The organism is Bradyrhizobium ontarionense, from assembly GCF_021088345.1.
Taxonomy (GTDB): Bacteria; Pseudomonadota; Alphaproteobacteria; order Rhizobiales; family Xanthobacteraceae; genus Bradyrhizobium; species Bradyrhizobium ontarionense.
Window position 1 is genome coordinate 3,365,183 of sequence record NZ_CP088156.1, and the last position, 23,655, is coordinate 3,388,837.

The 23,655-nt window shown below is 66.1% G+C and carries 25 protein-coding genes; 14 read left to right on the forward strand and 11 right to left on the reverse strand.

The genetic code is table 11. The features are described from left to right. Window positions 1–52 precede the first annotated feature (52 nt). Window positions 53–487, forward strand: a complete 435-nt coding sequence (locus LQG66_RS15205; protein ID WP_231327016.1) for a DUF2267 domain-containing protein — start codon at window positions 53–55, stop codon at window positions 485–487. 207 nt (window positions 488–694) lie between these two features. Here LQG66_RS15205 and LQG66_RS15210 read toward each other — a convergent pair whose 3' ends face one another. The 6 genes from LQG66_RS15210 to LQG66_RS15235 form a co-directional block, all read right to left on the reverse strand. Next, window positions 695–2,608 (reverse strand): nitric oxide reductase activation protein NorD, encoded by a 1,914-nt coding sequence (locus LQG66_RS15210; protein WP_231327017.1) that lies wholly within the window; start codon window positions 2,606–2,608, stop codon window positions 695–697. Between the two features lie 3 nt (window positions 2,609–2,611). Further along, window positions 2,612–3,421 (reverse strand): CbbQ/NirQ/NorQ/GpvN family protein, encoded by an 810-nt coding sequence (locus LQG66_RS15215; RefSeq protein ID WP_231327018.1) that lies wholly within the window; start codon window positions 3,419–3,421, stop codon window positions 2,612–2,614. Between the two features lie 60 nt (window positions 3,422–3,481). Beyond that, window positions 3,482–4,828, reverse strand: a complete 1,347-nt coding sequence (locus LQG66_RS15220; protein WP_231327019.1) for a cbb3-type cytochrome c oxidase subunit I — start codon at window positions 4,826–4,828, stop codon at window positions 3,482–3,484. 37 nt (window positions 4,829–4,865) lie between these two features. Then, a complete protein-coding gene (locus LQG66_RS15225; RefSeq protein ID WP_231327020.1) occupies window positions 4,866–5,318 on the reverse strand; it encodes a c-type cytochrome in 453 nt (150 codons plus the stop codon). A 103-nt stretch (window positions 5,319–5,421) separates the two neighbouring features. Further along, the gene (locus LQG66_RS15230; RefSeq protein ID WP_231327021.1) at window positions 5,422–5,685 is read right to left on the reverse strand and encodes a cytochrome C oxidase subunit IV family protein; all 264 of its coding nucleotides are present in this window, start codon (window positions 5,683–5,685) and stop codon (window positions 5,422–5,424) included. A gap of 3 nt (window positions 5,686–5,688) precedes the next feature. Further along, complete coding sequence (locus LQG66_RS15235; protein ID WP_231327022.1) at window positions 5,689–6,264, reverse strand: cytochrome c oxidase subunit 3 family protein; 576 nt, start codon at window positions 6,262–6,264, stop codon at window positions 5,689–5,691. Between the two features lie 118 nt (window positions 6,265–6,382). Here LQG66_RS15235 and LQG66_RS15240 point away from each other — a divergent pair, with 118 nt between their 5' ends. Together LQG66_RS15240 and LQG66_RS15245 are read left to right on the forward strand one after the other, a co-directional pair. Beyond that, complete coding sequence (locus tag LQG66_RS15240) at window positions 6,383–6,538, forward strand: hypothetical protein (RefSeq protein WP_231327023.1); 156 nt, start codon at window positions 6,383–6,385, stop codon at window positions 6,536–6,538. Between the two features lie 63 nt (window positions 6,539–6,601). After that, window positions 6,602–6,799 (forward strand): hypothetical protein, encoded by a 198-nt coding sequence (locus LQG66_RS15245; RefSeq protein WP_231327024.1) that lies wholly within the window; start codon window positions 6,602–6,604, stop codon window positions 6,797–6,799. A gap of 13 nt (window positions 6,800–6,812) precedes the next feature. On the opposite strand, the gene LQG66_RS15250 is transcribed toward LQG66_RS15245, so the two are convergent. Continuing rightward, the gene (locus tag LQG66_RS15250; RefSeq protein WP_231327025.1) at window positions 6,813–7,058 is read right to left on the reverse strand and encodes a hypothetical protein; all 246 of its coding nucleotides are present in this window, start codon (window positions 7,056–7,058) and stop codon (window positions 6,813–6,815) included. A 301-nt stretch (window positions 7,059–7,359) separates the two neighbouring features. Here LQG66_RS15250 and LQG66_RS15255 point away from each other — a divergent pair, with 301 nt between their 5' ends. The 8 genes from LQG66_RS15255 to LQG66_RS15290 all read left to right on the forward strand — a co-directional run bounded on the left by LQG66_RS15255 (window position 7,360) and on the right by LQG66_RS15290 (window position 15,274). Next, window positions 7,360–8,778 (forward strand): M20 family metallopeptidase, encoded by a 1,419-nt coding sequence (locus LQG66_RS15255; protein ID WP_231327026.1) that lies wholly within the window; start codon window positions 7,360–7,362, stop codon window positions 8,776–8,778. A 24-nt stretch (window positions 8,779–8,802) separates the two neighbouring features. Then, complete coding sequence (locus LQG66_RS15260; RefSeq protein ID WP_231327027.1) at window positions 8,803–10,356, forward strand: amidase family protein; 1,554 nt, start codon at window positions 8,803–8,805, stop codon at window positions 10,354–10,356. A 261-nt stretch (window positions 10,357–10,617) separates the two neighbouring features. Next, a complete protein-coding gene (gene modA / locus LQG66_RS15265) occupies window positions 10,618–11,385 on the forward strand; it encodes a molybdate ABC transporter substrate-binding protein (protein WP_231327028.1) in 768 nt (255 codons plus the stop codon). 12 nt (window positions 11,386–11,397) lie between these two features. Then, the gene (gene modB, locus LQG66_RS15270; RefSeq protein ID WP_231327029.1) at window positions 11,398–12,087 is read left to right on the forward strand and encodes a molybdate ABC transporter permease subunit; all 690 of its coding nucleotides are present in this window, start codon (window positions 11,398–11,400) and stop codon (window positions 12,085–12,087) included. Then, the gene (gene modC, locus LQG66_RS15275) at window positions 12,084–13,181 is read left to right on the forward strand and encodes a molybdenum ABC transporter ATP-binding protein (protein ID WP_231327030.1); all 1,098 of its coding nucleotides are present in this window, start codon (window positions 12,084–12,086) and stop codon (window positions 13,179–13,181) included. Before modB ends, modC begins: the two co-directional genes overlap by 4 nt. A 205-nt stretch (window positions 13,182–13,386) precedes the next feature. Beyond that, entirely contained in the window at window positions 13,387–14,253 is an 867-nt protein-coding gene (locus LQG66_RS15280) for a xanthine dehydrogenase (protein WP_231327031.1), read from the forward strand. A gap of 11 nt (window positions 14,254–14,264) precedes the next feature. Then, entirely contained in the window at window positions 14,265–14,855 is a 591-nt protein-coding gene (locus LQG66_RS15285; RefSeq protein ID WP_231327032.1) for a DUF2478 domain-containing protein, read from the forward strand. Then, window positions 14,852–15,274, forward strand: coding sequence for a winged helix-turn-helix domain-containing protein (locus LQG66_RS15290; protein WP_231327033.1), 423 nt, complete (start codon window positions 14,852–14,854; stop codon window positions 15,272–15,274). The genes LQG66_RS15285 and LQG66_RS15290 overlap by 4 nt, the downstream gene beginning before the upstream one ends. Here LQG66_RS15290 and LQG66_RS15295 read toward each other — a convergent pair. Together LQG66_RS15295 and serA are read right to left on the reverse strand one after the other, a co-directional pair. Beyond that, entirely contained in the window at window positions 15,183–15,662 is a 480-nt protein-coding gene (locus LQG66_RS15295; RefSeq protein ID WP_231327034.1) for a TOBE domain-containing protein, read from the reverse strand. The two genes, LQG66_RS15290 and LQG66_RS15295, sit on opposite strands and share 92 nt — an antisense overlap. A 21-nt stretch (window positions 15,663–15,683) precedes the next feature. Then, entirely contained in the window at window positions 15,684–16,931 is a 1,248-nt protein-coding gene (gene serA / locus LQG66_RS15300; RefSeq protein WP_231327035.1) for a phosphoglycerate dehydrogenase, read from the reverse strand. Window positions 16,932–17,220: 289 nt separating this feature from the next. Here serA and LQG66_RS15305 point away from each other — a divergent pair, with 289 nt between their 5' ends. Then, window positions 17,221–19,875, forward strand: coding sequence for a flavin-containing monooxygenase (locus LQG66_RS15305; RefSeq protein WP_231327036.1), 2,655 nt, complete (start codon window positions 17,221–17,223; stop codon window positions 19,873–19,875). 92 nt (window positions 19,876–19,967) lie between these two features. Here the strand turns inward: LQG66_RS15305 and LQG66_RS15310 are convergent, their stop codons facing one another. Further along, a complete protein-coding gene (locus LQG66_RS15310) occupies window positions 19,968–20,606 on the reverse strand; it encodes a 2-dehydro-3-deoxy-6-phosphogalactonate aldolase (protein WP_231327037.1) in 639 nt (212 codons plus the stop codon). Further along, window positions 20,607–21,539: a 2-dehydro-3-deoxygalactonokinase gene (locus LQG66_RS15315; protein ID WP_231327038.1), complete on the reverse strand. Its 933-nt coding sequence runs from the start codon at window positions 21,537–21,539 to the stop codon at window positions 20,607–20,609. Window positions 21,540–21,663: 124 nt separating this feature from the next. On the opposite strand from LQG66_RS15315, the gene LQG66_RS15320 reads away from it, so the two are divergent. Further along, window positions 21,664–22,437, forward strand: a complete 774-nt coding sequence (locus tag LQG66_RS15320) for a DeoR/GlpR family DNA-binding transcription regulator (RefSeq protein ID WP_231327039.1) — start codon at window positions 21,664–21,666, stop codon at window positions 22,435–22,437. A gap of 32 nt (window positions 22,438–22,469) precedes the next feature. After that, the gene (locus tag LQG66_RS15325) at window positions 22,470–23,606 is read left to right on the forward strand and encodes an MFS transporter (protein ID WP_231327040.1); all 1,137 of its coding nucleotides are present in this window, start codon (window positions 22,470–22,472) and stop codon (window positions 23,604–23,606) included. Window positions 23,607–23,655 lie beyond the last annotated feature (49 nt).

Below are 23,655 nucleotides of genomic sequence, written 5' to 3' on the forward strand. Positions count from 1 at the left end.
GCGTCGTTCGGCGTCCCGCGAACGGTCCTATGCAGATGTCATGGAGAAACACATGAGCGAGATCGGCGTCACCGCGCTGGACCATGCCGTCCAGGAAACCAATATCTGGCTCAAGGCGGTCGAGCAGAGGCTCGCGCTCGCGAGCCGCCAGCAGGCCTACAACGCGCTGCGTGCAGTCCTGCATGTACTGCGCGACCGTATGCCCATGGCCGTCGCCGTGAATTTCGGCGTCCAGTTGCCGATGCTCATTCGCGGCATCTACTACGAGGGCTGGCATCACGTGGCAACGCCGACCAAGGACCGCCATCTCGAGTATTTCGTCGACGACATCTTCCGTCAGCTGCCGCCGCAATTCCCAGTCGACCCGCTCACGGCAGCGCGCGGCATCTTCGAAATTCTCTGGGAAAAGCTCGATCCCGGCGAGTTTGACAAGCTGATGGCCCACCTGCCGATACCTTTGCGCAACCTGCGCGAGCCCGCAACGTGAGGGGCCAACACAAGGGCTGAAGGGATACGCTGGCAATTCGGGCCTGGGTTCATCGGGCGATGAATAACAAACAACGCGGCGGCGGTGCATCCTTCGCTCTTGCGGTACAGACCTGCGGCCTGCGCGGTGCTCACCTCGCCCCGCTTGCGGGGAGAGGGAGCAGACCGCCGTCGCGGTGAGAGATTCGCACGATCAACTCCTACGCACTCAATGCGCCAGCTGCCGGTACAGCGCCGGCAGCGCCGCGGGCAGACGGCGGATGTTGCCGACGATGGCGTAACCGCCGCGACCGAACAGCGTTGGGAAATAGGACTGCGCCGCCGCATCGATCGTCACACCGAACACCGCGACGCCTGCGCGCCGCGCTTCCTGCACCGCCTTGCGCGTATCCTCGACCGCGAAGCGGCCCTCATAGTGATCGATGTCGTTGGGCTTGCCGTCGGTCAGCACCAACAACAGGCGCTTGCGCTCGGGACGCTCAGCAAGCTCGCCGGCCGCGTGACGCACCGCCGTGCCGATGCGCGTGTAGTAACCCGGCCTGAGCGCACCGATGCGGCGCTCGACCTGCCCGCTCATCGGCTCGCCGAACGCCTTGACGGTCTCGAGGCGGACCCAGGAATTGCGCCGCGAGGTGAAGGTGAGGATGCTGTGGCTGTCGCCACAGGCCGAAAGCCCATGGGCAAGCACCAGCAGCGCCTCCTTCTCGACGTCGAGCACGCGTACGCCGTCGACCCACGCATCGGTGGACAGGGAGACATCGACCAGCAAGGTCACGGCAAGATCGTGCGCGAGCGGGCGCATCGCGAGATAGACGCGATCGAGCCCGCCATGGCCGGCGTTGAGATCGCTGCGCGCGCGCACCAGCGCGTCGATGTCGAGATCGTGCCCGTCGGCCTGGGCGCGCATCACCTCGTGGCGCGGCCGCAGGGTCTCGAACCTGCGCCGTACGCTGCGGATGCGCCGGCGCATCGCATCATCAGGCGCCCAGCTCTCGCCCGTCTCGGCGGCGTCGCCCGTGACGACGCGGCAATGGTCCGGCAGATAGGCGCCGCTGCGGTAGTTCCATTCGGGATAAAGCCGGCCGCTATCGAGCCTCGCGGTGTCGACCGCCTCCGGCGGCAGGTCGAGATCGAATTTCAACTTGCTCGCCGGACGCCCCTTGCGCCTGGAGATCGCGAGCTCATCGAGATCGTCGGCCGCCTTGCGGGCGTCGTCCTCCTCGGAGTCGTCGGAGGGGCGATCGACATTCACCATCTCAGCCATCGCGAGGATCTTCTCGAAACGGTTGAGGATGAACGGATCGCGCTTGACAGAGTCATCACGTTCGCGACGTGCAAAGCGCTTGCGGGTGTCCGGCGCGCTTGCCTCCTCTGCCGGCGTCCGAGTCTCCTCATCATCGCGCGTAGCCGCGACGGCCTCGCGGCTCCAGCAATCGCCCCACAACGGGCACGGCAGCATCGGCCGATAGCCGGGCGGTGCCACGTCCGGCAGTGCGCCGTCGGCGATCACGGCATCCCACAACGCTCCCCTCGACGGAGCGCCCGCGCCGAGCAGCGCCATGACGATGTGCTCGACCTGCTGCTCGAGACGCGGCAGCGGCCGCTGCGGCCGGGCGGCAGCCAGCGCCTGGGCGAGTTGCGCATGCGTGCGGGTCAGCCCCGGAAAGCGCGTCAGGACGAGCGCGGTCGTCTCGCCGGCACGGCGCAGGGCCAGGAGATCACGCCGCAGCGGATCCGTCTGCGTGATCGGCTCCGCCGGCATGGTCGCAAACCACGCCGCGAGCCAGTGATAGAGCTGCGCATTGAGCGCGCGGTCCGGCAGCAGCGGGATGGTCTCGGGCAGGAACACGGTCGCGCCGTCACGCCCGGCGTGGTCGAGGCATTCGTCACCGAGCCCGATGCGCTGGCGCCAGCCGAGCCGATGGCCCGACTTGCGCGCCTTGGCTCCGGCGATCTGCACGCCAGTCTCGCCGCCGAGCGCGCGAAACATCACGGCGATGCGGCCGCTGATGTCGGCGAGCGCCACGGCGTGCTCGGGATGGACCGGATAGCTCGACGTCGTTCCGACCAGGCGATGCCAGGCGCGGCCGACCGTCTCCTCCAGTTCGAGGAAGTCGAGCATGGCTCACCCGATCACGGCGTGCGCGACCTCGCGCAGCCCAGCCTTGACGTCGGCATCGTCAGTGAGCGGCTCGATCATGGCCGCGAGCACGGCGTCCGCAACGGGCGTTCCAGCCGTCACCAGGGTCGCGCAATAGACCAGGAGCCGGGTCGAGACGCCCTCCTCCAGATCATGGCCCTGTAGCGCGCGGAAGCGATGCGCCAGCGCCACCAGCGGCCGCACGCGCTCCGGCGACAGGCCACTCTCGGCCGCGACCACCGCGATCTCCTGCTCGGCCGGCAGGAAGCCGAACTCGATCGCGATGAAGCGCTGGCGCGTCGACGGCTTCAGCGCCTTGTGCAGCGACTGGTAGCCGGGATTGTAGGACACGACGAGCATGAAGCCGTCGGGCGCAATCAGCTCCTCGCCAGTGCGCTCCAGGGGCAGGATGCGGCGGTCGTCGGTGAGGGGATGTAGCACGACGGTGACGTCCTTGCGCGCCTCGACCACCTCGTCGAGGTAGCAGATGCCGCCCTCGCGCACAGCGCGGGTCAGCGGGCCGTCGGTCCAGACGGTGTCACCGCCCTTGAGCAGATAACGTCCAGTGAGATCGGCAGCGGTGAGGTCATCGTGACAGGCCACCGTGTGCAGCGGCAGGCCGAGCCGCACCGCCATATGGGCGACGAAGCGGGTCTTGCCGCAGCCGGTCGGGCCCTTCAGCAACACCGGCAAGCGATGCCGGAACGCATGCTCGAACAGCGCGCATTCGCTGGCGGTCGGCGTGTAGGCGGGAAAAGCGGTGGCGGGGTCGATCGCGTGCAGCGCGGCTTTCATGACGTCTCTCCGAGATCAGGGAATGCAGGCGGCGACACCACGGCCGCCGCCTGCGGGATTTCACTCCGCCGGCTGCAGCGCGCCGGGAAGCACCGGCTGCTTGATGCGGCCAGGCACCAGCACGGCCCACACGAACATCAGCGCCGCGATCGCCACGAACACCCCGGAGCCGAGCCGTACCCAGTAGAACATTGCGAGCTGGTCCTGGACGTCCATGTAGCTCTGGCCGAGCACGCGTTGCAGATGAACCTGCAGGATGCCAGCGAAGGTGAGCGCGAAGGTCATGACCATCATCGCCGTGCACATGATCCAGAAGCTCGCGATCGAGAGCCACTGGTTGTACGGCGCGCGCTGGCGCAGCTGCGGCACCGCATAGGCCATCACGGCGAGGTTCAGCATCACATAGGCGCCGAAGAAGGCGAGATGGCCGTGCGCCGCGGTGACCTGGGTGCCGTGGGTGTAGTAGTTCACCGAGGACAGCGTGTGCAGGAAGCCCCATACGCCGGCGCCGAGGAACGCCATCACCGAGCAGCCGACCGACCACAGCAGCGCGGCGCGGTTGGGATGCCTGCGGCCGGCCTTGAGCGTCATCTGCACCGTGAAGATCACCATGGTGAAGAACGGCGCAACTTCCAGCGTGGAGAACAGCGAGCCGATCCACTGCCAGTAGCCGGGGGCGCCGATCCAGTAGAAGTGATGGCCGGTGCCCAGGATGCCGGAGAACAACGCCAGCCCGACGATGACATAGAGCCACTTCTCGACCACCTCGCGATCGATGCCGTTGAGCTTGATCATCAGGAAGGCCAGCACCGAGGCCATGATCAGCTCCCAGACGCCCTCGACCCACAGATGCACGACATACCACCAGTACATCTTGTCGACCGAGAGATTGGCCGGATTGTAGAAGGCGAACAGGAAGAAGATCGCAACACCCCACAAGCCGAACAGCAGGATGTTGGTCACCGTGGTCTTGCGACCCTTCAGGGCCGTCATGGTGACGTTGAACAGGAACATCAGGCAGACCACGACGATGCCGACCTTGATGATGAAGGGCTGCTCGAGGAACTCGCGGCCCTCATGGTAGTGGAAGAGATACCCGACCACGGCCACGCCGGCTGCGCCGAAGAACATCCAGAACTGGATCTTGGCGAGCAACGGGCTGTAGAGCTCGGTTTCGGTCTCCTCGGGCAGCAGGAAATAGGTCGCCCCCATGAAGCCGATCAGGGACCACACGATCAGGGCGTTGGTGTGGATCATGCGGACGATGTTGAACGGCAGCAGAACCGACAACGTGTTCGGCAGCACATAGATCGTGCCGGCGAGCAGGCCGAAGATGACCTGGGCGAGGAAGAGCGTCAGCGCGCCGTAAAAATACAGCATCGCGACCTTCTGGGTCTCATATCTCATCGCGAATCTCTCTCATGATGGAGGGCGGGATGCAGGCTCAGCCGGCCTTGTTCGGCGGCCAGTCCTGGCGCTTGATCGTGTCGGCCCATTGCAGGAAATCGGCGAGATCGTTGAGTTCCTGGTCGGACAGGTTGAACTGCGGCATCTGGCGCCGACCCGGCGCGCCCGAAGGCTGCGATTGCATCCAGGATTTCAGCATCTCACGCGCAGCAGCGGGATCCTCCTTGCCGCCCCAGCGGTCCCAGACGTTGCCGACCTCGGGCGCGAAATACGCGCCCTCGCCAAGCAGCGTGTGGCAGTTGATGCAGGAGTTCCTCTCCCAGACATGCTTGCCGCGCGCGACGCCATCCGAGAGCGTGGCAGCGTTGGTCGAGGTCGTGACCATATAGTAGTGGCTGTGCGCGGTCAGCCCGAGGAAGATCGCAAAGAAGAAGGCCGAACCGCCGTAGAAGACGTTCCGCGCGGCCGACTTGGTCAGGCGTTCCGCCATGACACATCCTTTCCGGTTGGTGAAGGTCGATGGTGTGGAAGCAATCTATCGGCGATGCCCGAAGGCTCTTTGTCGCGGCGCAATGAGCGCGGCGATGGGCTGGTCAGACGAGCGCGCGGAATGCGACCGCGAGGCCGGCAAGACCGACAAGGCCGGTCAGCCATGCCGTAAGCAGACCGCGCCACAGCGGCGGCGCGCTGCGCAGGCCGAGATAGTCCAGCATGATCACCCTGCCCTTCGCGGCGGCGAGCGAGAGGACGAGCGCGTCAACCAGCCATCTGCCCGGCAGCAGCAGCGAGGCTGCGAGCGTGGCGATGGCGAGACAAAGCAATTGGAGCCAGGCCAGATTGAGACGATCCCGGACCATGGCTCAGCGCACGAGATAGAGGATCGGAAACATCACGATCCAGACCAGATCGACCATGTGCCAGAAAGCGGCCCCGGTCTCGACGCCGTTGGTGGTAGCGCCGCGGCTGACGACCGCAAGGATCACGATGCCGAGCACGACGTGCAGCAGGTGAAAGCCCGTCAGCAGAAAGTAGAGCGTGAAGAAGGGAGAGGTCTCCAGACCCGCGCCGGCGGCGATCTCACCGCCATATTCGGACAGCTTGATCGCGATGAACGCGACGCCGAGCAACATGGCCAAGGCGATCCAGCGGCGGGCAATGATCGGCGACGCATTCCGCGCAGCCGCAGCGCCCCGCGCAGCCGCCCAGCCACTGGTGACCAGCACGATCGTGTTCACGGCGGCGAGCCGGCTGTCGAGCACGGCCTGCCCGGCTGTGAAAACGACGGGGTGGACGGACCGCGCCACCACGAACGCGCCCAGCAAAAGGCCGAAAGCGACGAGCTCGCTCAGGATCAGCACCCACATCATGGGATCGCCGGGCAGGCCGTCGAACACGCCCCAGCGTTCCTGTTCCTCCTCCCCCACGATTGCCGACATTTCCACCTCCGGTTGGACGTCGGCAAGCTAGTCAGAGAAGCAGACGCCCTCTTTGTCGGCGCACAAACTGCGCGGCGCCCAGACGCGCTAAGGACCAGCACCTTCAAGGAGCAGCCCCATGAGCGAAGCACAGCTCGGCCTCGTCACGGCAACGCCGATCATCATCGTTTTCGCAGCCGCGCTGCGGCGCATGGGCGTGCTGTCGACGACCGGTATGGTATCGGCCATTGCGGCCTCGGTCGCGATTGCGGTCGTCCTGTTCACCACTCAGTAGCCACTCGGTAGCCGGCTTGGAACCTTTTCGGCGCCCATACGTAACCTCGTCCAGAGGTGCCGCATGGACGACAACCGATTCGCAGTGCTGCTCGGAAACGCCGCCATCAGCGTCTGGGGCGACATGCCGCGTGATATCCAGGAGGCGTTGTTCGAGACTGCGATGCGCGGCCACGACGATCTGCGCCACGACCTCGCGAAGCTCCTGCACGACCGCCATTCACCCACAGAACACCCGCCGCACCCGCCGCGAATGGCTTGAGCTGCAAGCGTTCTCAATCAGGGCGCTCGTCGGTGTTGAAATGCGATGGCTCGTCGTAACCTCGGCGGCTGCTGTAGAACAATAGCGTCATCAGCCCGATACCGACAATTAGCGAGAACACCACGCCGAGCGCCAGCGCAATCCAGCCCTCCCTCGGCATCGGCTCGCCGGGAATGGTCAGACCCGAATAGGCGTAGGCGAATGCGGCTGCGAGGATCAGCAGCAGCGCGACGATGATGGCGATCGGTCCTGCACGCATGGTGTCGTGCTCCTTCGAGCCAGAACCGGCCATCTCCCCGATCGTTCCAGGCGCGAGCGGCGAGTACGACAGCCCGCCAGTTCCGAAATATGAGAACGCGCGGCACGGCCCCGCCTGACCTTGCGCTGCAAAAAATGACAGCCTGCACGGGATGATGCCACCGACTGCTCAAAACAACGACGCTCCTGCCACGGCCGTTAGGCGCCGCATGGCTGCTCCCGCCCGGGGTCGCTAGGCGCGAGGGAACTTAACTGATAACCATGTCGGCTTCCCCATCGGCAGCACAGGACAAGGACCGGAGATGGACAACCGTAGCGAGATCTGGCGCGGCGTCGACGCGATCAAGACCCGTTTCATCGAGCTCAGTGACCGGGTGTGGGGCATGCCCGAGGTCTGCTACACCGAGGCCCGCTCCGCGGCCGAACATCTTGCCGAGCTGAAACATCAGGGTTTTCGCATCACGGAAAAGGTCGCGGGCATACCGACGGCGCTGATGGGCGAATGGGGCATGGGTGGTCCGGTCATTGCGTTTCTCGGCGAATACGACGCCCTGCCCGGCCTCAGCCAGGAGGCCGGAATCGCCGAGCACCGCCCGGTCGAGAGCAACGGCCACGGCCACGGCTGCGGCCACAATCTGCTGGGATCGGCAGCGCTGCTTGCCGCCACCGCCGTGAAGGACTGGCTCGCAGCCAACAAGATTCCCGGGCGCGTGCGCTACTATGGCTGCCCCGCCGAAGAAGGTGGCGCGGCGAAAGCCTTCATGGTGCGGTCAGGGGCGTTCGAGGATGCCGACATCGCGATCACCTGGCATCCGTCGAGTTTCTGGGAAGTGGTGATGACGCCGTCGCTGGCCAACACGCGCGCCGACTTCATCTTCACCGGCCGCACCTCGCATGCAGCTGCATCGCCGCATCTCGGCCGCAGCGCGCTCGACGCCGTCGAACTGATGAATGTCGGCGTCAACTACATGCGCGAGCACATGCCGAGCGACGCCCGCGTGCACTACGCGCTGCTCGACACCGGCGGCATCGCGCCCAACGTGGTGCAGGCCCACGCCCGCGTGCGCTACTCCATCCGCGCCCGCGATCTGCCCGGGATGAACGAGCTGGTCGGGCGCGTCCACAAGATCGCGCAGGGCGCGGCGCTGATGACCGAGACCAAGGTCGAGATGAAGATCATTTCGGCGGTCTCGAACATCCTGCCCAACACCCCGCTCGAAGAGGCGCTGTACGGAATCATGGAAGAGCTCGGGCCGCCGCATTTCGACGAGACCGACAAGGATTTTGCCGGGCAGATCCAGGCGACCCTGACCGACAAGGACATCGCCTCGGTCTACTACAGCATTGGTATGGACCCGACCGAGAAGCCGCTCGCCGACTTCCTCGTGCCGCTGAACGCCAAGCGCAATCCGCAGATCGGATCGACTGACGTCGGCGACGTCAGCTGGGTGCTGCCGACGGTCCAGGTGCACGCGCCGACGGTCGCGATCGGCACGCCGTTCCACACCTGGCAGGTCGTTGCCCAGGGCAAGTCGCCTGGGGCGCACAAGGCCATGGTGCAGGCCGCCAAGGCGATGGCGGGCCTCGGCATCAAGGCGCTCAACGATCCAGCCTTGATCGCCGCCGCCAAGGCCGACCTGAAGAAGCGCACCACGCGCACGCCCTATGTCAGTCCGCTGCCCGATGAGGTCGAACCGCCGCTGACGATGTCGGTGGCGTAACGACGAAACGGGGGGGAAACAACAATGGCGAAGAAGACAGCGAAGCGACCGCCTGCAAAGGCGGCCAAGCCGACACCGAAACGTGCGGCTGCGAGCACGGCAGCCAAGAAGAAGGCCGTCGCAAAGACCAAGGCTCGACCAGGGGCCGCCGCACCAAAACCGCGGCTGCCGAAAGGGCCGGCCTGGCAGTGGTCCGCGGTCGACACGGCGGCCGCGATCCGCTCCGGCGCGATCTCATCGGTCGAGGTGACCGAAGCGCATGTCGCGCGCATGCATCAGGTCAATCCGAAGCTCAACGCCGTCGTCGTCGACCTCTCCGAAGACGCCCTGAAGGCGGCGCGTGCCGCCGACAGAGCGCGCGACAAGACTGGCCTGCTGCATGGCGTGCCGGTCACGATCAAGGAGAACGTCGACTACCAGGGACGGCCGAATCCCAACGGCGTTCCAGCACAGATGGGCATCATTGCGCCGTCGGACGCACCGGTGGTGCGGAATCTGAAGAAGTCCGGCGCCATTGTGCTCGGCCTCACCAACACGCCGGAATTCTCGTTTCGCGGCTTCACCGACAACCCGTTGCACGGGCTGACGCTGAACCCGTGGGATCCGGAGATCACCTGCGGCGGCTCGTCCGGAGGCGCCGGCAGCGCTGTTGCTGCCGGCATCGGCGCCATCGCGCATGGCAACGATATCGGCGGCTCACTGCGCTGGCCGGCGCATTGCAACGGCATCGTCACGATCAAGCCGACGCAGGGACGCATCCCGGCCTATAACGAGAGCGCAACGGCCGAGCGGCCGATGCTGTCGCATCTGATGTCGTCGCAGGGACCTCTCGCGCGCAGCGTCGCCGACGTGAGGCTGGCGCTGGAGGTGATGAGCCGCCGCGATCCGCGCGACCCCTGGTGGGTGCCGGCGCCGCTCGAAGGCGACAAGCCAAAGCGGCCGGTCAAGGTCGCGCTCGCCAGGATCCCTGACGACATGGACGTCGATCCGTCCGTGCATGCCGCGCTCCGGCAGGCCGCCGATCACCTCGAGCGTTCGGGCTACCGGGTCAGCGAGGTCGAGGTGCCCGACATTTCCGGTGTCTGGCAGACCTGGTGCGACATCATCACCAACGAGGTCGTGGTGATGCAGGAAGCCAAGATGCTGGCTGTCACCTCCGAGGATTTCCACAAGGCCTGGGGCGGGATGCGGGCCAAAGCCGAGATGCTCGATCTCGCCGGCTGGATGCAGGCGACAGCACAACGCTCGACGCATATTCGGGCGTGGCAGCTGTTCTTCGAGGAGTACCCGGTGGTGCTGGCGCCGACGACGGTCAAGCCGACGCCGGGTCCGCGCGAGGACACCGTCAGCGCCGCGCGCGTGCGCGAGATCTTCTTCAACGAGATCCGCTTCATCTCCGCGATCAATGTCCTCGGCCTGCCCGGCGCGGTGGTCCCCGTCGCGGTGCACCAAGGCCAGCCGATCGGCGTGCAGCTGATCGCAGGACGCTATCGCGAGGACCTCGCGCTCGATGCCGCCGCGGCCATCGAGAAGCGCGCCGGCATGCTGGTTCGGCAGCTGTGGGAGAAGATGGCCTGACGCTCGGACGGCCCTGAGGATCAGCCGATCTTCAGGGCTGTCGTTTTCTCGACACTGCCCTGCAACGATTGTCGATAGTCGAACACTGACGTCCGTGAGCGCCCGCTCGAGATCCCTCCGGTTGACCGGAATTGGCCGACTTGTCTATTTTGGTGTATACGAATGGATATAGCACGGCAGGGGCACTGGCCCATGCGCCGGAATGAGACTTGCAATTCACCGAAACGACCCCATCGGTGGATATGAACAAGGACAATTTTGATGAGATCGATGCGCTTCGTCACCGCCGTCCTATGTGCGGCAGCCACGCTGCTGACCGGCGCGAACGCCTTCGCCGCCAGTGCCAACGTCGCCGTGGCTGCCAACTTCACCGAGCCGGCCAAGGAGATCGCAGGCCTGTTCAAGGCCAAGACGGGACACGAGCTGGTGCTGAGCTTTGGCGCGTCCGGGCAGTTCTACACCCAGATCAAGGAGAACGCGCCGTTCGCGATCCTGTTGTCCGCCGACGACGAGCGGCCGAAGAAGCTGGTCGATGACGGCCTCGGCGTCGCCGAGAGCCGCTTCACCTATGCGATCGGCAAGCTGGTGCTGTGGAGCAAGGATCCGAACATCGTCAAGGGCGAGGAAACCCTGAAGGCGAACGCGTTCAACAAGCTGTCGATCGCCAACCCCGCCGCCGCCCCCTACGGCGCCGCCGCGGTCGAGACGCTGAAGGCGCTCAAGCTCTATGAGACGATCCAGCCCAAGATCGTCCAGGGCAACACGATCTCGCAGGCGTTCCAGTTCGTCGACACCGGCAATGCCGAGCTTGGCTTCGTCGCACTGTCGCAACTGATGCCGAACGCCGGCGGCTCGCGCTGGCTGGTGCCGCAGAGCCTCTACAGCGAGATCCGCCAGGATGCCGTGCTGCTGAAAGCCTCTGCAGGCAACGAGGCCGCGACCGCCTTCCTGACCTTCCTCAGGAGCCCGGAAGCCCGTGCGGTCATCGAGAAGTTCGGCTATGCTCTGGACCCGAAGTCGGGCACCTGAGCACTCGCATTGATGAATCTCCACGTCTCGGCCGACATCTGGCAACCGATCCGGCTGACCCTCGAACTCGCGGCGATCACGACTGTGATCCTGATGATCGTGGGTACGCCGATCGCGTGGTGGCTGGTGCGGTCGCGGGCGTGGTGGAAGGAGGCGGTCGCGGCGCTCGTCGCCATCCCGCTGGTGCTGCCGCCGACCGTGCTCGGATTCTATCTGCTGGTCGCGCTTGGCCCGAGCGGCCCCGGCGGAGCGCTGGCTTCGCTGTGGGGCGCGCGCACGCTCGCCTTCACCTTCCCCGGCCTCGTCATCGGCTCCGTGCTGTTCTCGATGCCGTTTGTGGTGCAGCCGATCCGCAACGCGTTCGAGGCGATGGGCGAAAAGCCGCTCGAAGCGGCAGCTACCTTGCGCGCATCGCCCTGGCGCGCGTTCTGGACCATTGCGGTGCCGCTCGCGAGCCCCGGCTTCCTCACCGGCGCGATCCTCGGCTTCGCCCATACCGTCGGCGAGTTCGGCGTGGTCCTGATGATCGGCGGCAACATCCCCGGCAAGACCAAGGTGCTGTCGGTCGCGATCTTCGACTATGTCGAGACCTCGCAATGGACCGAGGCGTCGGTGCTCGCGCTCGGCATGGTCGTGTTCTCGTTCTGCGTCATTCTCGCGATGATGCTGATCGAGAAGAAGATGAGCCGGACCGCGTCATGAGCACCGTGAAAGTCGATTTCCGCGGCATGCTCGGACGCTTCGATCTGAACGCTCGCTTCGAGGTCCCGGCGCGCGGCGTGACCGCGATCTTCGGCCCCTCGGGCTGCGGCAAGACCGCTGTGATGCGCTGCATTGCCGGCCTCAATCGCCTCGCTGGCGGATTGTGCTCGGTCGCGGGCGACGTCTGGCAGGACGAAAAGACCTTCCGTCCCGTGCATCAGCGGCCGATCGGCTACGTGTTCCAGGAAGCCAACCTGTTTCCGCACCTCTCGGTTCGTGCCAATCTGATGTACGGCCATCCCGGCCAAAGCGGTGCGGCCGCGATCGGCTTCGGCGAGGTCGTTGCGCTGCTTGGAATCGACAGGCTGCTGGACCGCTCGCCACGCCATCTCTCGGGAGGCGAGCGGCAGCGCGTCGCGATCGGTCGCGCCTTGCTCAGCCAGCCGAAGCTGCTGCTGATGGACGAGCCGCTGTCGGCGCTCGACCAGATGACCAAGGACGAAATCCTGCCCTATCTGGAGCGGCTGCACGCCGCGCTGGAGCTGCCGATCCTCTACATCAGCCACGACATCACCGAGGTCGAGCGGCTCGCCGATCAGCTGGTGCTGATGCGCCACGGTGCTGTCCTCGCGTCCGGTCCGCTATCCAAGCTTCAGGCCGACCTGTCGCTGCCGCTCGCGCTGTCACGTAATGCCGCCGTGAGCCTCGACGCCACGGTCCTGGAGCAGGACGCAACCGACGGCATGGCGACGCTCGCCGTGTCCGGCGGCCAGTTCCTGCTGCCGGCCGAGCCGATCGCGCCGGGCGCTCGGCGCCGCCTGCGCGTGCTGGCCGACGATGTCAGCCTCGCGCGTGACACGCCGAGCCGCAGCACCATCGTCAACGTGCTGCGCGCGAAGATCCTCGAGATCCGCAGCCAGTCGGATCACCGCGTCACCGCCCTGCTCGGCCTCGGCCAGGACGGTCAGGGCGCGCGGCTGCTGTCACGCGTGACCCAGCGCTCGTGGAACGAGCTGGGCCTGCAGCCGGGACTGGAGGTCTACGCCCAGGTCAAGGGCGTCGCGCTGGTCCGCCGCGAAGACCCCGCCGCCTGATCCGCCGCGACGGCGCCGTCCACCATATCGCGTCATGTTATATATGCGACAATATAGCTCAAGTGTTATATCTGAAACAATATAGCTTCGGATTATACGACATCGCGCCAGCTCAAGTTTCATCAATGCAATGAGCGAGTTGACCGGTGAGAGGCCGGCTGGCCCGGCGCTTGCTACCTCGATCCCGCAACACGAGGTCATCAGCATGAAAGCCGCCGCCGCCGTCACCTGGCATCCGAACGCGCCCAAGCCGCTCGCGCTGGTGCTCGGCACCAACGAGATCGCCTCCGCCGTCGCGGCCAGGCTCAACCATGCCCGCTTCGCGATCGTGCTCTGTCATGACGCGTTCCCGCCGGTGATCCGGCGCGGCATGGCCTTCCACGACGTCCTGTATGGCGACACGCGCGACATCGACGGCGTGATCGGCTGCCGTGCAGACAACATTGCGGAGGTCGTGCGGATCCATTGCGAGCCCGGCCACGTCGCCGTCACTGAAATGCATCTCACGGACATCATCGCCTTCCGCTATCCGGCCGTCATCATCGACGCCCGCATGCAGAAGCATCTGGTGACGCCGGATCTGCGCGGCGTCGCCGGCATTGCCGTCGGCATCGGCCCGCGCTTTGCGGCCGGGCAGAATTGCGACGTCGCGATCGAAACGCATCCTTGCGAGACCGGTGCGATCGTGGCGCAGGGCACGACGCGGAACGCGGACGGCAAGGCCCGCGATCTCGGCGGCGCCGGGCGCGAGCGCTTCGTCTATTCGGACCAGGAGGCCGTCTGGCACACGCCGCTCGATATCGGCACCCGCGTCTACAAGGGGCTGCAGCTCGGCTCGCTCGGCGGCATGGCGGTGCTCGCGCCGCTCGACGGCGCGCTACGCGGGATCGCGCGCGACGGCGTGCGCGTGCCCGCCAACGTCAAGCTGCTCGAGATCGATCCGCGCGGCCGGAGCGCCGCCTGGACCGGCATGGACGAGCGCGGCCAGGCGATCGCGGCGAGCGTCGTCTCGGCGGTTCACAACATCATGCAAACCGGTCGGAAGGCGGGCCGCGTCTCCGCCAACGTGTGAGGAGGACTGCCATGGGTATAGCTGAGGTCGGGACTTGTCAGATCGTGGCGCTGCAAGGCGCCGCGTCCACCGTGATCCAGGATCTGCTCGGCGATTTCGCCGTCCGCCTTGCAGGCGCCGGACTGCGTGTCTCTGGCGTGATCGAGAGCAGCGCGGACAAGGCCAAGCCGTGCAAAGCCATGATGCTGCGCAGTCTCGACGACGGCCGCCTGTTCTCGATTTCCCAGGATCTCGGTCCGGGATCACAGGCCTGCAATCTCGATCCGGAGGGCCTGGCGCTTGCCTGCGCCGCCGTGCAGCAGTCGATCATCAGGGGCACCGACCTCGTCATCCTCAGCAAATTCGGCAAGCAGGAAGCCATGGGCGGTGGCCTCGCCGACGCTTTCGGCTCCGCCCTCGCCGCGGGACTTCCCATCATCACGGCGGTCTCCCCGGCCATGATGGAAGCGTGGACGAACTTCGCCGGCCTGTTCGCCGAATGCGTCCACGCCGATGTCGCGCGCGGACATGGCTGGATCGAGGCGTGGTCCGGCCGCAGGGTGACATCGCGATACGCTCGTGACATGATCAGCTCTCCACGCGAGCGGATCGGAATGGCATGAAGGGCGCGGCGCAGATCGCATTGACTGTCAACTTCGGCAATGGCGGAAGCCTGTCCCCGGAGGATCTGCTGCTGATCGATGTCATACGCAAGGAGCGCTCGATCCTCGGTGCGGCGCGCGCGAGCGGCATCTCCTACCGCAAGTGCTGGCTGATGGTCGATGCGCTCAACCGCACCTTCGAGACGCCGGTGTTCGAAACCCATCCCGGCCGCCGCGGCGGCGGTGCTGAGATCACGCCGTTCGGCGAACGTCTGATCGCGCTGTATCGATCGATGGAGCGGCGCACGCGGACAGCCACGGCCGCCGCACTTGGCGAATTGCAGAAGGCTACGGATCGCCACTATCAGAAGCGGGCCAGCGGCGCGGTCGAGGCAGCTCCGAAGGCCGAACCGCGCCGGGTCCGATCGCGACGCTCTTGATCATCGCCCAGGCGGACAGATCGGTTTCCAGCGCGAGCCGCTCGACCGACTCCAACGTCACCAGGGCGTGGAGCTTCGTCGAACCAAGATCGAACGTGACGCGCACGTAGGGAGGCTCAAGAGCCAGGATCTCCTCGATCCGGCCGGGCAGCCGGTTGGTGATCGAAACATCCATCGGCCGCGACAGCGCGATCGACACGTCGCGCGCCTCGATGGTCACGGAGACGCCGGCATCGACAGGGGCATCGACCATCGGCACCCGCAACTCGCCATCTGCAAAGAACAGCGTCGACATGCCATATTGCGGATCATGGCGCAGCACGCGCGCAGGAACGGTCGTGCTCAGCACGACCGATGAGGCCGACGACGATGCAGACTGGCCAGTCATCGCGCGGCAGTCTCCACGGCCTCAGGGACGATCGTGGTCGTACAGGACGCGCACGCGAATGGTGCCTTCGACCGCGCGCAGCTCCGCAAGCAGTTCCTCGCCCTCGCCACCGACGACATCGGTTTCCAGCACGACATAGCCGACTTCGGGATCGGTCTGCAGATATTGCGCGAGGATGTTGATGTTGTGCCGCGACACGGCGTCGTTGACCTGCCGCAGCACGCCCGGCACGTTGCGGTGGACATGGATGAAGCGCGTGCCGGTCGGGCGCGCCGGCAGCTGCACCTGGGGGAAGTTGACCGCGCCGAAAGTCGAGCCGACGTCGGAGTAGTCGATCAGCTTGCGCGCGACCTCGCCGCCGATGCGATCCTGCGCCTCCTCGGTGGAGCCGCCGACATGCGGGGTCAGGATCACATTGGGCAGCCCCTGCAGCGGCGACACGAATGGATCGGCGTTCGAGGCGGGCTCGACCGGAAACACGTCGACCGCGGCGCCTGCGAGCTTGCCCTCACGCAGCGCGCTGGCCAGCGCCTCGATGTCGACGACCGTGCCGCGCGAATTGTTTATCAGATAAGCGCCGTCCTTCATCTGCCGGATCTGGCGCTCGCCGATCATGTTGGCGGTGGCCGGCGTCTCCGGCACGTGCAGCGAGACGACGTCGCTGCTGGCGAGCAGCTCGTCGAGGCTCTCGACCGGCTCGGTGTTGCCGTGGCGCAGCTTGTCGGTGAGATCGAAGAAGATCACCCGCATGCCCATGGTTTCGGCGAGGTTCGACAGCTGCGAACCGATATTGCCGTAGCCGATGATGCCGAGCGTCTTGCCGCGCACCTCGCGGCTGCCATTCGCCGATTTGTCCCAGCCGCCGGCATGCGCCGATACCGAGCGGGGGAAGATGCGCCGCATCAGCATCACGACCTCGGCGATGGTCAGCTCGGCGACGCTGCGCGTATTCGAATAGGGCGCGTTGAAAACGGGAATGCCGAGCCGCCGCGCCGCGTCGAGCTCGACCTGGTTGGTGCCGACCGAGAAGCAGCCGACCGCCATCAGCCGGTCGGCCGCCTGCAGCACTTCCTCGGTCAGATGCGTGCGCGAGCGAATGCCAAGCATGTGCACGCCGGACAGCATCCGCTTCAGTTCCGCCGAACCCAGCGCCTTCGGCAGCCGCTCGATTTCCGTATAGCCGTTGGCCTCGAACATGCGGACGGCCGAGTCGTTCACGCCCTCCAGGAGCAGAACGCGGATCTTTTGCTTGGGCAGCGATAACGGCATGGACCTGGCCTAAATCAATCGTGGATGTGTCGCAGTGTAGCGGTTGTTACAGTCGCGATGCGTTGAAACTTGGTGAATGCGACGCGGCAGGGTCGCTTTCTGTCGTTTTCCCAGGGTCTTGTCTACTCCGTACCGGCATTTTGACCGGCGATGCAAAATCAGCGCCTGGCATACCTGCCGCGCTGCACGGTCCGCACTGCAACAACCGCAGATCGTTGTTTTGGCTGCTGACAAACCATGCGAGCAGCGTTAGCCTTTCGGTCAATCACAAAATCATCGGGAGGTCAGCATGTCAGACGGAATGGTCGAGGCAGGCGCGCCGGAATCGACTCAAGGCGAAATTCAGACGGTCGATGTCGGCGTTGTCGGCGCCGGATTTGCAGGATTGTACCTGCTGCATCGCCTGCGCAAGGCGGGTCTCTCGACGGTGGCGCTGGACACGGCCAACGATGTCGGCGGCACCTGGTATTGGAACCGCTATCCGGGCGCGCGCTGCGACATCCAGACCGTCGACTACAGCTACACCTTCGACCCCGAGCTCGAGACCGCCTGGCAGTGGTCGGAGAAATACGCGACGCAGCCGGAGATCCTGCGCTATCTCGGCTTCGTTGCCGACCGTTACGATCTGCGCCGCGACATCCGCTTCGGCACCCGCGTCCTCGGCGCCGCCTGGGATGATTCGAAAGAGCGCTGGCTGCTCACGACCGACAAGGGCCCTGCCGTCTCCTGTCGCCACTACATCATGGCGACCGGCTGCCTGTCGCAACCGAAGCCGCCGGAAATCGAGGGCGTCCACGACTTCAAGGGCGAGATCTACTTCACCAGCCGCTGGCCGCATGACGGCGTCGACCTCCGCGGCAAGCGCGTCGCCATGATCGGCACCGGCTCGTCCGGCATCCAGTCGATCCCCATTATCGCCGAACAGGCGTCGCAGCTGACGGTGTTCCAGCGCACGCCGAACTTCGCTCTCCCTGCGCATAATGGCCCGCTGCCGGAGGATCGCGCCGCGCAGCTCGCGCAGGATCGCAACGGGCTGCGCGAGCAGGCACGCTGGTCGCTGACCGGCGTGCCGATTCCGCCGGCCGTCGAATTCAGCTGGCAGATGAGCGAGGCCGAGCGGCGCGAGCGCTTCGAGAAGCTGTGGGCCTCGGGCGATCTCGTGGGCATGCTGACCCAGCTCTGGGCGGACCAGGGCGTCGATGCCGACGGCAATGCGCTGCTAGCCGATCTCATCCGCGAGAAAATCCGCGAGATCGTCAAGGATCCCGAAACCGCCGCGGCGCTAACGCCCCACGACCATCCGTTCGGTGCCAAGCGCCCCTGCCTGGACACCAACTACTACGCGACATTCAATCGTCCGAACGTCACGCTCGTCAATCTGCGCCAGGAGCCGATTGCGTCAATCACCGCAAACGGCATCAAGACCGACAAGCGCAGCTTCGACATCGACGTCATCGTGTTCGCGACCGGCTTCGATGCGATGACCGGCGCGATCCGCGCCGTGCATCCGATCAAGGGGCGCGATGGCAAATCGCTCGACGACACCTGGGCGAAGGGCCCGGAGACCTATCTCGGATTGACCGTCGCCGGCTTCCCCAACCTGTTCCTGATCACCGGTCCCGGCAGCCCGTCGGTGCTGTCGAACATGGCGGTGTCGATCGAACAGCATGTCGACTTCGTGGTGGATCGCCTGGCTGCGATGCGCGAGGCCGGCTTCACGACGATCGAGCCGACGGAGACCGCGCAGGCGGGGTGGACGCGCCACATGGCGGACTGCGCGACCGTGACGCTGCATCGGCTCGCCAACACCTGGTACACGGGCGCCAACGTCCCGGGCAAGCCACAGGCGCTGATGCCCTATACCGGCGGCGTCGGCCCCTATCGGGGCATCTGCAACGAGATCGTCAGCCGCGGCATGCTCGGCTTCAAGCTGACCGGCCCGAACGGCGCGACACAGTGCAACGACGGCGAGATCGTGAAGCTGCAGCCGGATGTCCGGCTGGTGCTGAACATGCTCACCGAGATGAATCTGCCGCCGATCGAATCGCTCGGCGCCGCAGGCGCCCGCGAGTTCGTGACGCAGTTCAATGCGGCGCGCCCGCCGGGACGGCCCGTCGGCGAGGTGAAGGACGGCACGTTGCAAGGCGCCGACGGTCCCCTGCCCTACCGGCTCTATCGTCCGGCCACGCCCGGCCCGCATCCGATCGTCGTTTACTTCCATGGCGGCGGCTGGGTGCTCGGCGACGAGCAGTCGGACGATCCATTCTGCCGCGACATGTGCCGCCGCTCCAACATGATCTTCGTCAGCGTCGGCTATCGCCACGCGCCCGAGCATCGTTTTCCGGCCGCCGCCGAGGATGGCTACGCCGCGACACGCTGGATCGCGGAACATGCTGCCGAACTCGGCGGCCGCGAGGGCCCTGTTCTGGTGGCCGGTTGGAGCGCGGGCGGCAACATCGCGGCTGTCACGTGTCAGCTCGCACGCGATCGTGGCGGGCCTGATATCGGCGGCCAGCTGCTGCTGTGCCCCGCGACCGACTGCAGCTTCGATCGTCCGTCCTATACAGAGAACGCGACGGGCTACTTCCTGACGCGGTCGCTGATGTACTGGTTCTGGGACATCTACTGCTCGCCGGCCGATCGCACCGACCCGCGCGTGTCGCCGCTGCGCGGTAGGCTTCAGGGCCTGCCGCCGGCCTATGTCGTCACCTGCGAGTTCGATCCGTTGCGCGATGAAGGCATCGCCTATGCGGAGGCGCTCGCCGCGGCCGGCGTGCCGGTCGGGCAGCTGAAAGCGCACGGCCACTTCCATTCGTCGTTCATGATGGTCGACGTCGTCATTACCGGTGTCGGCGGCCGCCTGCAGATGGCCGAAGCGCTGCAGGTGTTCGCGCGATCACCGGAGGACAGCGCCACGCATGAGATCAACGCCGCGGCGAGCTGATCGGCGGCGGCCGGCGCTGATCGGGACGGCCCGCTTGTTTGCGGGTCGTTACGGTGATGCGCAGCTTGCTCTGGAACGACGATGTCAGCGTGTCACGCCGAGGCCACGGCCTCGTCATAGGCACGCACGGACGTGCGTGCGGTCTCACGCACATCGCTCGCAGTCATGCCCGGCTTGTACAGGCTCGAGCCGAGACCAAAGGCACGCACGCCGGCCGCGACATAGGAGGCGAGATTGTTGTCCGACACGCCACCGACGGCGCCGACCACCACGCCTTTCGGCAGCACCGCGAGTTGCGCCGCAATTCCCGACGGGCCGAGCACAGAGGCGGGGAAATACTTCAGAGCCGAAGCGCCGCAGCGCAACGCGAGAAATGCTTCGCTTGGCGTGAACACGCCGGGCATCGTCACCATATCGTAGGCCTGCGCCGTCGCCAGCACTTCCGCATCGACGTTCGGACTGACCATCAGACGGCCGCCGGCCTCCGCGACCCGCACGCAATCCGGCGCATTGACGACCGTCCCTGCGCCGATCAGGCACTGCTTGCCGAACCGCGTCGCCAGGCGTTCGATCGAAACGAACGGATCCGGCGAATTGAGCGGAACTTCGATCATCTCGAATCCTGCCTCGATCAGGACGTCGACGACCGCCTCGGCCTCGTCGGGTTTGATGCCACGTAAGATCGCAACGAGCGACCGCTTCACAACCGGCCAGACAACGGACTGTGTCATTCAGAAACGCGCTCCCCAGATCTGCCGCGCGGCCTTGATCAGGCCGCGGCGCGACGCCTGTTCGGCATCGCATTCGTTCACATCGAAACCAGTCGTAGCCAGCGCCTCACGATAGAGCTGGCCGAGCCGGCCCGTTCCGATCAATCGCAGCGGAAGCTCGGCACCGAAGCGCGCGCGAGCATCAGCGATCTCGGCGCCGATCAGAAGCCCCGAGAGCCGAGCAGCTCCGTCAGACCGCTGCTCGAAGCCGAGCAGCTGCGCCGCGCGCAGCCGGAATAGCGCGCTGGTCAAGCTGGTCGGCGCGGCCAGTATCGACCCGAGGCCCGCGCGGAACGGCCCGCCGTCCTCCGTGCCTGATCCGCCAGGCTCGACGGCGTGCATCAGGATGCTGTGCTGGGAGATGACCGCGAACAGCTCGCCCGTCATGTAGGTGGCGAAATCGATCACCGCGCCGGCGTCGATGCGGATCCATTTGCTGTGGGTCCCGGGGATGCAGACGATCCCGGTGAAGTCGGGCTCCGTGACGCCGAGCAGTTGGGTTTCTTCGCCGCGCATCACGTCCGGCTGATCCGGCCGCACCTGCGCGAGCCCCGGCAGGATCCTGACATCGCCATCCGTGGCGACGCGGATCGCGCCGGCATGCAGCGCATCGAGACGGGTGGGCGTGTGCAGATACGGCGCCTCGACCCAGCCTTGCCGCGCGCCGGCCATGCCGCAGATCAGTACCGGAACATCGGCCGACGCGCCAAGCTTCGCCAGATGATCGCGCAGCACCGGCGCGAAGCCTGATGTCGCGCAATGCAGCATGCCCTCGCCACCGCGGCTCTCGGCGAGCTCCGTCCCGTCTCCGGCCATCAGCCAGGCGCGGAAGCTGGAGGTTCCCCAGTCGACGGCAACAAAGGCCGGCGTTGCGGACGAATAGACGGCGGTCACATCCTGCTCCCGAACACTTCGACATCATCGCAATGGCATGCCCGGCGGGCCGCGCAAACCATAAACTGCATCGTGCACGATTATGCACGTTGTATTTCTTGTTTGTGCATGATACCGGGGCGACATGTCAGACCTGCCACTGGCGCGCCGCGACCAGATCGCCCACCGCCTCGCTGCAGGGCAAGCGGTCATCGCGGCCGCCCTCGCGAACGAATTCGGCGTCTCCGAGGATGCAATCCGGCGCGATCTGCGCGCGCTTGCCGCCGAGGGACGCTGCCGCCGGGTGTATGGCGGCGCACTGCCCAACGCCGGCGGCGTGACACCGATGGCGGCGCGAATCGGGCAAGGTCGCGAGCGCAAGCTGGCGCTCGCCCGGACGGCCGCCCGCAACATCGCGCGCGGGGAATTTCTCTTCCTCGACAGTGGCAGCACCAATCTCGCGCTCGTCGAAGTCCTACCCGATGATTTCGATCTCACCATCGCGACCAACGCCATCGACATTGCCGCAGCCGTGCTACATCGGCAGGATCTGCAACTGATCGTGATCGGCGGCTCCGTTCACGCCGCAGTCGGCGGCTGCGTCGACGCCGACGCCCTCATGCAGGTGCAGCGCTTGAACATCGACCGCTGCTTCATCGGCGCCTGCGCTGTGTCGGCGCAAGGCGGCATCAGCGCGCTTGATCCGACTGACGCAGCTTTCAAGCGGACTCTGCTGTCGCTGAGCCGCGTGAGCGTCACAATGGTCACCAACGAGAAGCTCGAGACGCGAGCACCTCACCGTATCGCCGGCGCCAAGACGATCAGCCAGCTAACCGTCGAGCATGACGCGCCGGCTGCCCGAATCGCCCTGCTGAGACGGGCGGGAGCCACGATCGTGACGGCCGCTCCGCCCGTATGACGGCGCCTTTCAGAGTTTCAGGAAGCATCCAGATGACTTCGGATCACCGCGCGGCTCGGCTCGCGACGCGCCTGGCCTTCTTCGTCGCCGGCTTCGGCATCGCCTGCTGGGCACCGCTGGTGCCGTTCGCCAAGCAGCGGCTCGGTGTGGATGATGCGACACTCGGGCTGCTGCTGCTCTCGCTCGGCGTGGGATCGGTCGCATCGATGCTGGCCGCCGGACTCCTGAGCGCCCGTTACGGCAGCAAGCCCGTCATCATCGTCAGCGGCATCGGCCTCGCGCTGTTCCTGCCGCTGCTGGCGATTGCAGCAACACCAGCGACACTCGCGCTCGCATTGTTCGCATTCGGCGCGGCGTTGGGCTCACTCGACGTCGCCGTGAACATCCAGGCCATCGAGGTCGAGCGGCTGAGCGGGCGGCCCCTGATGTCCGGCTTCCACGCGCAGTTCAGCATCGGCGGCTTTGCAGGCTCCGGCGTCATGACCGCGCTGCTCGCCTTCGATATCGCGCCGCTGCTCGGTACGCTCGCCTGCTGCGCGCTCGCATTGGTCGCGATGATTGCCGCTGCGCCGCGACTGTTGGCGAGCAAACCGGCGCAGTCGGGTCCTCTGCTCGTGCTTCCTCATGGCGCCGTGATGCTGCTGGCGGCGCTCGCGGCAATCATGTTCCTGGTCGAGGGGGCGATGCTCGACTGGAGCGCATTGCTGCTGACCGGCTCCGGCCGCCTGCCCGCAGCTCAGGCCGGCCTCGGCTACATCATGTTCTCGATCGCGATGACCGCCGGCCGCCTCGTCGGCGATGGCGTCGTCGCACGGGTGGGCGACCGCGCGACGTTGCTGTGGGGCAGCGCCATCGCAATCACGGGCTTCATCGTTCTGCTGACGGTTCCATCAGTTCTTGCCGCCATGGCAGGCTTTGCACTGATCGGCCTGGGCGCATCGAACCTCGTCCCGGTGCTGTTTCGCAGGGCCGGCGCACAGAGCGTGATGCCAGTTGGACTGGCGGTCGCCGCAGTCACCACGGCCGGTTACTCCGGCGTGCTGCTCGGGCCTGCCGGCATCGGCTTCGTCGCGGCGGCGACCAGCCTTGCGACCGCATTCTGGATCCTCGCGGCGCTGCTCGTCATCGTGCTGCTGAGCGCGCCCTTGGTCGCACGAGCGCCGCGCTAGCAACGAGCCGCGCGGCTTCGGTTTGCCCCGCATGGGGTACGCGCTCATC